This window comes from Winogradskyella sp. 266wxhm (genome assembly GCF_058964685.1).
In genome coordinates this window covers 3,948,446-3,957,593 of the sequence record NZ_CM179559.1, presented here as the reverse complement: position 1 = coordinate 3,957,593, position 9,148 = coordinate 3,948,446, and the positions used below count along the sequence as shown (strand labels likewise).

Genomic DNA, 9,148 nt, shown 5'->3' with positions numbered 1-9,148 from the left:
GCTCTAAGTTAAATTTTTCTGTGTTAGTTAGATTAGCAAAAAAAAAGAGAATAGGGATTCTCTTGTTGTTTTGAACAGGACAAATATGTGAACAAAATTCTTAAAAAAAAAATCAAATATCATTGAATATTTAGAAATTTTTCCCCATGTTTAAAACATCTTTAAATCTACAAAATTTTTCTTAAACCAAGTTATAAAAATGAATTTTAATGAGACAAAAATAAGGGTGCGTTATGGTGAAACAGATCAGATGGGTGTGGTGTACCATGCCAATTACGCAGTCTACTTTGAAGTCGGTAGAACAGAGTGGTTACGAGAGTTTGGCTTGAGCTACAGTGGGATGGAGGCTGATGGTATTATGTTGCCAGTTGTTTCGTTAAACATAAATTACAAAAATTCAGCACGTTACGATGATGTTCTTAAAGTAAAAACTATGCTTAAGAAGATGCCTACAGCATCTATTGAATTTTATTATGAATTAACCACGGAATCAGGCGTTTTACTGGCGACTGGGAGTACTGTTTTAGCATTTATTGATAAAGAGAGAAACAGGCCAACAAGATGCCCAAAATATCTTTTAGATAAACTGCAAGATTATTCGTTATAATTCAGTGATTTTTACTCCGTAAAATTCACTAAAAAGTTCAAACACATTAGAGCTGTTGTTTTTTCTGACAGATATTTCCAACAAACAGTTAAGTTCTAATTTTTGATTGATGATTTCAACGTCATTTTCTTTCAATAATCGCATCACTTTACTCATGTTTTTATATTCAAATTTTAAAGTGAAATTTTTATTGATGGTTTTTTCAACAATCTTAGCTGCTTCAAGTGCTAATTGAGCACTCGTTTTATAGGCATTGATTAAACCACCAACACCAAGCTTAGTTCCACCAAAATAACGAACAACAACTACTAGCACATTTGTGACTTCAAAAGACTGTATTTGTCCGTAGATAGGCATTCCAGCAGAATTGTTGGGCTCTCCATCATCATTGGCTCTGTATTGTATGTCCTCAATACCTATTTGATAAGCATAACACCAGTGTCTTGCATTATGATGTTGCTTTTTTAAGGTTTCGATATGATTTTTAGCTTGGTCTTCATTAGTAATAGGAAATACATAGCTATAAAACTTACTACCTTTATCTTTAAATAATTCTCCTTCAGCTGATTTGGTTATGGTTTTGTATATGTCGTCCATCATTTAATTTAAAGTCACTAAAATTATTGAGATTACAGCAAGTAGAATACCAGCCCAATTGGTTTTTGAAAGATGCTCTTTAAAGAAAATTAAGCCTGTTAATGTAGATAACATTACTACACCAACATTATTTACGGTAAATAGTGTGGAGCTTTCAAATAGTTCATGATCTAATGCTTTTAAAAGAAAGTAAATAGAACCATAGTTAATTATGCCAAGTGTAAGGCCGCCCAAAATAGCTTTCAAAGTAATGTCGAATTCACGTTTTATAACTAAAATAATTATACCTAAAATTGCTGCTATGCCAAATATTGAAGCAGAAAAAAGCGGAATACTTTTTTCTGGTACGTAAGTAGTTTCAATATATTTTATTGTGGTGTCTATTGTACCAGAACCAAAAAAGAGAATAATAGGTAACAATAGATTCTTTTTAAAGTTTACGTTTGAAGAAGACTTTACCGAAGTGAGGTAAACAGCTACTAAAGCTAAAACAATACCGAGTATTTTTTGTAGACCAGTACTTTCATGATAAACATAAATACCAAAAATTATAGGTAAAACAACACTCATTTTTGAAGCCACTGAAGCTACTGAAACTCCATTGTTCTGTGCCGTTTTTGCCATAACAAAAAAGATGCTTATAAATAAGAAACCTAAAAATAGTGCTCCTAAAAACCAATCGGATTTTATGGAATTTACTGGTGTTATTTTTTCTTCAAAAGAGAATAAGCCTATAGCGCAAGCAACAAAATAGTTGAGTACAATAACTTGTAGCGTGCTAATGTTGTATTTATTTATGGTTTTAAAAACCACAAAAATAAGTGTGGAACAAAGTATACTTAGTAATAAATACATAGACTAGAATATGTGCTTATTAATTTCGAAAAGATTAATTACATCTTCTTTAGTTTCGTCAATATTCCAAACATTGATACCAAGCTTGTTGGCGGTATCAGTATTTTCTTTTGTGTCATCTACAAAAAAGCATTCTTGAGGATTTAGGTTGTTCTCAGACAATACAAACTCATAGATATCTGCATTGGGCTTTCTTAAATGGATTTCTTGTGATAAATAAAAAATATCAAAACAGTTTTTGAACTCATCAAAGAAATCAACTTGAGATTTCACATAATCGATATGCATATGGTTGGTATTACTCAATAATATGAGTTTATATTTCTTTTCTTTGGATAAAGCTTTTAAAAAGTCTAATCGGTATTTTGGAAAATCTTTAATAATGAAGTTCCATGCATCAATGATTTGCTTTTCACTCAAGTTAGGAAACTTATTAGAATAAAAAGCAATAAACTCATTTGTTGAAATTCTGCCAATTTCATATTGAATATTGGTTTGAATCATGTCGTCATCAAATTCTTCCAATTGAAAAAGCGTCAAGGCATTTTGCATTGCGCCTTTTTTGTCTAAATTGATAAAGACATCTCCAAAATCGAATATTAATGTGTTAATCATTGGTGTAAATTCTTAATGTATCTTTTTTTATTTTAGTCTCAGAAATCAAATTCCCTTCAAAATCAGGTGCTTTAATCCCAGATTTAAATTCTGAATTACCGATAAACACCCTAGCTTCGTCCCAAATATCTTCTTCTATAAACGTTTGAAGTGTTTTAGAACCACCTTCAATAATTACAGAGTTTATGGAATTTGAATGAAGAAAACTCCCGATTTGATACGCTATTGGCTTTTCAAAATCAATATCTTTTTCGGTAATTGTTATGGTTTCTGCTTGTGTGTTAAAAACAGAAAAAGAAGTGTCTAACTTAGAATTACGGTCTAGCACGATTCTAGAAGGATTGTTTCCACACCAATCTCTAACAGTTAAGCTTGGGTTGTCTTCAATAACAGTATTGGTGCCAACTAAAATAGCTTGTTCTTCAGCGCGCCATTTATGTACTAATTGTCTAGAATAAATATTGGTAATCCAAACAGGTTTTTGTTCATCTTTTGTTTGCGGAGCGATAAATCCATCTTTGGTTTCTGCCCATTTTAAAATAATATATGGTCGTTTCTTATTGTGAAAACTGAAAAAACGTTTCAAATGTTTTTTGCAATCTTTTTCAAGAACTCCAACAATGACACTGCACCCAGCATCTCTTAATTTTTGAATGCCTTTTCCAGCTACTTCAGGATTATCATCGATACAACCAATAACCACATTTGGAATTTTGTTCTCAATAATTAAATCGCTGCAAGGAGGTGTTTTACCATAATGGCTGCACGGCTCTAAAGTGACGTAAATTGTGCTTTTGGATAATAAGCTTTTGTCTTTTACAGAATTGATAGCATTAACTTCGGCATGGGCTTGTCCGTAAGGACTGGTAAAACCTTCTCCAATGATTTTTTTATTGTAGACAATAACAGCACCAACCATAGGGTTTGGTCGCGTAGTACCTAATCCATTTTTAGCAATTTGCAAACAACGATTTATATATTTTTCGTGTATCTTCATCCCGAATTTCAGGATGTAAAAATAACAAATAAAGTGAGCAATAATAACTTTGTCATTCGCGAGATACAAGTGCAAGATGATGCTAAAATAGCTAAGGCTATTAGAGCAGTTTTAATAGAGTATGGAGCACCAAAAGTTGGCACTGCCTATGAAGATGCGGCTTTAGATTGCATGACAGAAACTTACAGCAAACCTAAAAAGAGATATTTTGTTGTAGAAAAGGATGGTAACATTTTAGGAGGTGCTGGTATTGCATCATTAGAAAGTTATGATGGTAACGTTTGTGAATTGCAAAAGATGTATTTTATGTCTGAAGCCAGAGGAAAGGGGCTTGGTAGCTTGATGATGAAAACCTGTCTCGATTTTGCAAAATCAGAAGGCTTTGAGCAATGTTATCTTGAAACTTTGCCTTATATGACAGAAGCTAGAAAATTATATCACAAAGTAGGCTTCAAAAGTTTAGATCAACCGCTTGGTAATACAGGGCACTATTCCTGTACAGAATGGATGCTAAAGGATTTGTAAATGAAACTAATTGAATTAAAACATATTTTTCATCAAGAACTTGATGATATTTACGGAAAGGATGAAGTGCAGAGCTTCTTCTTTTTGTTAACAGAGCACTATCTAGATATTTCTAGGGTTAAATTGGCTTTAGAGCCTAATACTACCATAATGAAGTCTGAAGTTGATACTTTTTTCAAAGTTTTGGAACGTTTGAAAAATCAACAACCTATTCAATATATCTTAGGTGAAACTGAATTCTACGGATTACAGTTTAAAGTGAATAACAACGTGTTAATCCCAAGACCAGAAACAGAAGAGCTTGTGGATTGGATTATAAAATCTCACGTTGAGCAAAGTCGAAACATTGATGAAGAAATTAATATTCTAGATATAGGAACAGGATCAGGTTGTATTGCAATTTCACTAGCAAAACATTTGACTAACGGTAATGTTTATGCTTTAGATGTGTCTGAGTCTGCATTGAAGATTGCTAAAGAAAATGCAGAACATAACAATGTAGACATTCGGTTTATAAGAGGTAACGCGCTCAATTTGGTAAATGAGATCTTCTTTTCTTTTGAGAAAGATATCTCGCAGAAACAGAATGGGCTTTTTGACATTATCGTATCAAATCCACCATATGTTAGGGAATTAGAAAAGCAAGAAATAAAACCAAATGTTTTAGACAACGAGCCACATTTGGCATTGTTTGTAGAAGATGATAATCCACTAATTTTTTATAAAGCAATTACCAATTTTGCTGTTGATAAGTTGAAGCCAAATGGTTCACTCTATTTTGAAATTAACCAGTATCTTGGACGAGAAACAGAGCAACTTTTAAAGGATGTTAATTTAAAAAATGTAGAATTACGAAAAGACATTTTTGGTAACGATAGAATGCTTAAAGGAACTAAAAAGTAAAATTAATTATATTCCTGAGTGTCACACTGAGCTTGTCGAAGTGTAAGCAGGAACTTCAATAAGTCAAATCTATATTATCACTACAATATAACTATGAATAGTATATCAGTTTTTTGCGGAAGTAGCGAAGGAAATGATAAAGATATAATCAATACCGCATTCAAACTAGGAAAGACTTTAGCGGAAAGACAGATCACATTAGTGTATGGTGCTGCAAAGATTGGTATAATGGGTAAGGTCGCTGAAAGTCTTATTGAGAATGGAGGTAAAACCATTGGTGTTATTCCGACGTTTCTTAAAACCAAAGAAATTGTTCATACTGAGCTTACTGAATTAATAACCACAGAGAACATGCATGATAGAAAAATCATTATGTATGAAAAAAGTGATGGATTTATAATTATTCCAGGTGGTTTTGGTACTATGGACGAATTTTTTGAAATCACTACTTGGGGTCAACTCGGCTTGCATACAAAGCCAATAGGCATTTTGAACATCAACGGTTATTATGATCCGCTTTTAGAACAATGTAAGGTTATGGTGAATAGAGGTTTTTTAAAACAGGAAAATTTAGATGCTGTAGTTGTGGATGATACTATTGATGGTTTACTCAATAAAATGAATAATTACAAACCGTTGCCAGCTCCTAAATGGTTGAATAAAGAAGGTTTATAAATAAATGGATATTAAAGAAAAAATACAATCCTTAAGAGACGAACTTCGTCAACACAATTATAATTACTACATACTCGATAATCCTACAATTAGTGATTACGAGTTCGATATAAAACTAAAAGAACTTCAAGCACTAGAAGATGCGCATCCCGAATTTTTCGATGCTAATTCTCCTACGCAACGTGTTGGTGGTACTATAACAAAGAATTTCAATACGGTAGTTCACGATTTTAGAATGTATTCTTTGGATAATTCCTATTCCAAAGAAGATTTACTCGATTGGGAAAAACGTATCAAAAAGATAGTTGATGGAGACCTACAATATACTTGTGAATTAAAGTATGATGGAGCTTCCATGAATCTTACTTACGAAAATGGTAAATTAATCAGAGCTGTGACTCGTGGAGACGGAGTTCAAGGAGATGAAGTAACCACTAATGTAAAAACCATAAGAACAGTGCCACTTCATCTTAAAGGTGATTTTCCGGAGCGTTTCGATATTAGAGGCGAGATTATCCTTCCGATAGAAGGCTTCATGAAAATGAATAAAGAGCGTATTGCTAATGACGAAGAACCATACAGAAATCCAAGAAATACGGCCTCAGGAAGTTTAAAACTTCAAGATAGTGCTGAGGTGGCTAAGCGACCTTTAGAATGTTTGCTGTATAGTATTAAAGGGAACAATTTAAATATTTCTACACAATTTGAAGGTTTAGAAAAAGCTAGAGCTTGGGGATTTAAAGTACCCAAAGAAGCCAAATTAGTCAATTCTATAGATGAGGTTTTAGACTATATTAGTTATTGGGACGAACATAGACACGAATTACCTTACGAGATTGATGGAGTAGTAGTAAAGGTGAATAGTTTTTATCAGCAAGATGAACTTGGTTATACCGCTAAAGCTCCACGTTGGGCAATGGCATATAAGTTTAAGGCAGAGCAGGTATCTACACGTTTAAATGAAATCACCTATCAAGTAGGTAGAACAGGCGCTATAACTCCAGTTGCGAATCTAGAACCTGTGGAATTGGCAGGAACTATTGTAAAACGTGCGTCTTTACATAATGCCGATCAGATTGAAAAACTAGACGTTAGAGTAGGAGATGAAGTCTTTGTTGAAAAAGGTGGTGAAATCATCCCAAAAATCATAGCTGTCGACCTCACTAAAAGACCAGAGAATTCCGCACCAACAAATTATATAACACATTGCCCAGAATGTGAAACAGAATTGATTCGTCTAGAAGGTGAAGCAAAACACTATTGCCCTAATAAGGTTGGTTGTAAACCTCAAATAATAGGTAGGATTGAACATTTTGTTTCAAGAAAAGCTATGGATATAGAGGGTATGGGTAAAGGGATAATCGAATTACTATATCATCATAATAAAATTAAAAACTACTCTGATTTATATTATTTAAAATTTAACGAGATAAATGGTTTAAGAATGTGGCTTGAAAATGATGAAGCTGGTTTAAAGAAAGATGGTCAGTTACAAGTTTCTCTTGATAAAGCTATTTTTGGTTTAAGTCATGGTTGGGGAAATCTTACCAAGAAAGAATCTTCACTTTTAAGTAATCAAATTACCAAATTAGAAGATTTATTTCAATTAAACAATTTTCCAAATAACGTCAATGAACGAAAGGTTAATAAGTTTTTAGACTTGTTGAATGAAAGGTTTTATACTATTGATTTGAATAATTACCTTCAATTTGAAGGTTATGTTTCACTGAATAAATTAATCGATTTAAAATTTGACTTATATCCTAACAATTTATTCAATTTTGATTTTCAAAATTTGAATTACATAGATGAATTATTAGGGAGTTCAATTACTGGTTTGGTTGATGATGATAGTAAACTTGATGAGTTTGTAACAAAAATAAGTGATAGAAACCGTGTTGGAATTCAGCAAACGACAGCAAAAAATATATTGGCAGCAATTGAAAAATCGAAAAATAAACCCTTTTATAAAGTTCTTTTTGCTTTAGGAATTAAAGATGTTGGTGAGGTTAATGCTAAAACTCTGGCTGAAAATTACTTATCTTTAAATAATTTGATTAATGCTAATTTAGAGGATCTAATTTCCATACGAGATATTGGCGAGAGTGTTGGTAATAGTATCAAGTCTTTTTTTAAAGATGAAAAGAATATAAAGAATATAAATAGGCTAAGAGAAGCTGGTTTGTCCTTTCAGATGGAGGAAAAGAAATTGACTTCAAAAAAATTAGAAGGACTTAATTTTGTTGTTTCAGGTAAATTTCAGGTTGATAGAAATCAGTTAAAAAAAATAATTGAGGATAATGGAGGTAAAAATTTAGGGTCACTTTCTAAGAATACCTCTTATTTAATTGTAGGAGAAAATATGGGGCCATCAAAGAAAATGAAAGCTGAAAAAGAAAACATTAGAATGATTAGTGAACAAGAATTTTTTAATTTATTAAATGATTGAGCATTATATTTCTTTTGACTTTGAAACAGCTATAGGAAAGAACCCTTGTTCCATAGGCATAGTTGAGTTTAAAGAAGGTAAGGTCATCAATGAATATTATACTTTAATAAATCCCATGGTTGAAAAATTCAACCCTTTTACTACAAGAATACATGGTATAACTTTAAATGATGTTAAAAAGGAAAAAACTTTTGATCTAGTTTGGAAAGAAATAGAGCATTTTTTTGATAATAGAATACTCATTGCTCACAATTCTAGTTTTGATTTATCAGTTTTAGAATTCTGTCTTAATAGATATAATATAGAAATGCCAAATTTTAAATGTTATTGTACACTAAGACTCAGTAGAAAAATTTTAAATCTCCAAAATTACAGATTAAGTACAATAAGTCAGTATTATGGTATAGTACAAAACAATTACCATAACGCTCTTGAAGATGCTCATGTTTGTGGTAGTGTTTTTTCTAATTTGTTACTAGAGGTTAAAAACATTGATGAAATTTTGAAAGATGACTATAAAGTTATAGACAGAAATAAAAGACATAGTAAACAATTAGATACACATATATTTGATAGAGATAAAGAAAAAGCAGTTTCATTAAGGATTGAATTTTTGAAATATTTTAATGTGCAATCAGATAAGCTTTTAGGGAAGAAGTTTGTGGTCACTGGAGTATTTGAATCTATATCTCGAAATGAATTAAAAAAACTCATTGAAGACAACGGTGCAAAAGTACCTTCTTCTATTTCATCTAAGACCAATTATTTAGTTGCTGGTGATAAAATGGGGCCTAGTAAACGTACAAAAGCAGAAAATTTAGGGGTTACAATACTCTCAGAGAGTGAGTTTTTAGAATTATTAAAGTAAAAACTTACAATATTTTACATTTTGTCGATAAAATAGGATTTTCTGTCGTTTATTTTG

9 protein-coding genes and 2 pseudogenes are annotated in these 9,148 nt (G+C 31.8%); 7 read left to right on the top strand and 4 right to left on the bottom strand.

The window, feature by feature from the left end; translation table 11 throughout:
- Positions 1-199 precede the first annotated feature (199 nt).
- Positions 200-607 carry an acyl-CoA thioesterase gene (locus tag AC2H4K_RS17875; protein ID WP_281141052.1) on the top strand — a complete coding sequence of 136 codons (408 nt, stop codon included), beginning with the start codon at positions 200-202 and terminating at the stop codon, positions 605-607.
- Here the strand turns inward: AC2H4K_RS17875 and AC2H4K_RS17870 are convergent.
- The 4 genes from AC2H4K_RS17870 to ribD are packed head-to-tail and all read right to left on the bottom strand — an operon-like array spanning position 602 to position 3,671.
- Positions 602-1,204, bottom strand: coding sequence for a YigZ family protein (locus tag AC2H4K_RS17870; RefSeq protein WP_281141074.1), 603 nt, complete (start codon positions 1,202-1,204; stop codon positions 602-604). The two genes, AC2H4K_RS17875 and AC2H4K_RS17870, sit on opposite strands and share 6 nt — an antisense overlap.
- Positions 1,205-1,207: 3 nt before the next feature.
- Positions 1,208-2,059: an EamA family transporter gene (locus AC2H4K_RS17865; protein WP_281141051.1), complete on the bottom strand. Its 852-nt coding sequence runs from the start codon at positions 2,057-2,059 to the stop codon at positions 1,208-1,210.
- Positions 2,060-2,062: 3 nt separating this feature from the next.
- Complete coding sequence (locus AC2H4K_RS17860) at positions 2,063-2,674, bottom strand: HAD family hydrolase (protein WP_281141050.1); 612 nt, start codon at positions 2,672-2,674, stop codon at positions 2,063-2,065.
- Positions 2,667-3,671 (bottom strand): bifunctional diaminohydroxyphosphoribosylaminopyrimidine deaminase/5-amino-6-(5-phosphoribosylamino)uracil reductase RibD, encoded by a 1,005-nt coding sequence (ribD, locus tag AC2H4K_RS17855; RefSeq protein ID WP_281141049.1) that lies wholly within the window; start codon positions 3,669-3,671, stop codon positions 2,667-2,669. Before ribD ends, AC2H4K_RS17860 begins: the two co-directional genes overlap by 8 nt.
- Positions 3,672-3,704: 33 nt before the next feature.
- Here ribD and AC2H4K_RS17850 point away from each other — a divergent pair, with 33 nt between their 5' ends.
- The 6 genes and pseudogenes from AC2H4K_RS17850 to AC2H4K_RS17825 form a co-directional block, all read left to right on the top strand.
- Entirely contained in the window at positions 3,705-4,196 is a 492-nt protein-coding gene (locus tag AC2H4K_RS17850) for a GNAT family N-acetyltransferase (RefSeq protein ID WP_281141048.1), read from the top strand.
- Entirely contained in the window at positions 4,197-5,099 is a 903-nt protein-coding gene (gene prmC / locus AC2H4K_RS17845) for a peptide chain release factor N(5)-glutamine methyltransferase (RefSeq protein WP_281141047.1), read from the top strand. It begins immediately after the preceding gene.
- Between the two features lie 93 nt (positions 5,100-5,192).
- Entirely contained in the window at positions 5,193-5,774 is a 582-nt protein-coding gene (locus tag AC2H4K_RS17840; protein WP_281141046.1) for an LOG family protein, read from the top strand.
- Between the two features lie 4 nt (positions 5,775-5,778).
- Positions 5,779-8,223 carry an NAD-dependent DNA ligase LigA gene (gene ligA, locus AC2H4K_RS17835; protein WP_281141045.1) on the top strand — a complete coding sequence of 815 codons (2,445 nt, stop codon included), beginning with the start codon at positions 5,779-5,781 and terminating at the stop codon, positions 8,221-8,223.
- A pseudogene (locus AC2H4K_RS17830) lies at positions 8,216-8,680 on the top strand (exonuclease domain-containing protein); the annotation flags it as partial. The gene ligA and the pseudogene AC2H4K_RS17830, both read left to right, overlap by 8 nt.
- A gap of 174 nt (positions 8,681-8,854) precedes the next feature.
- A pseudogene (locus AC2H4K_RS17825) lies at positions 8,855-9,091 on the top strand (BRCT domain-containing protein); the annotation flags it as partial.
- Positions 9,092-9,148 lie beyond the last annotated feature (57 nt).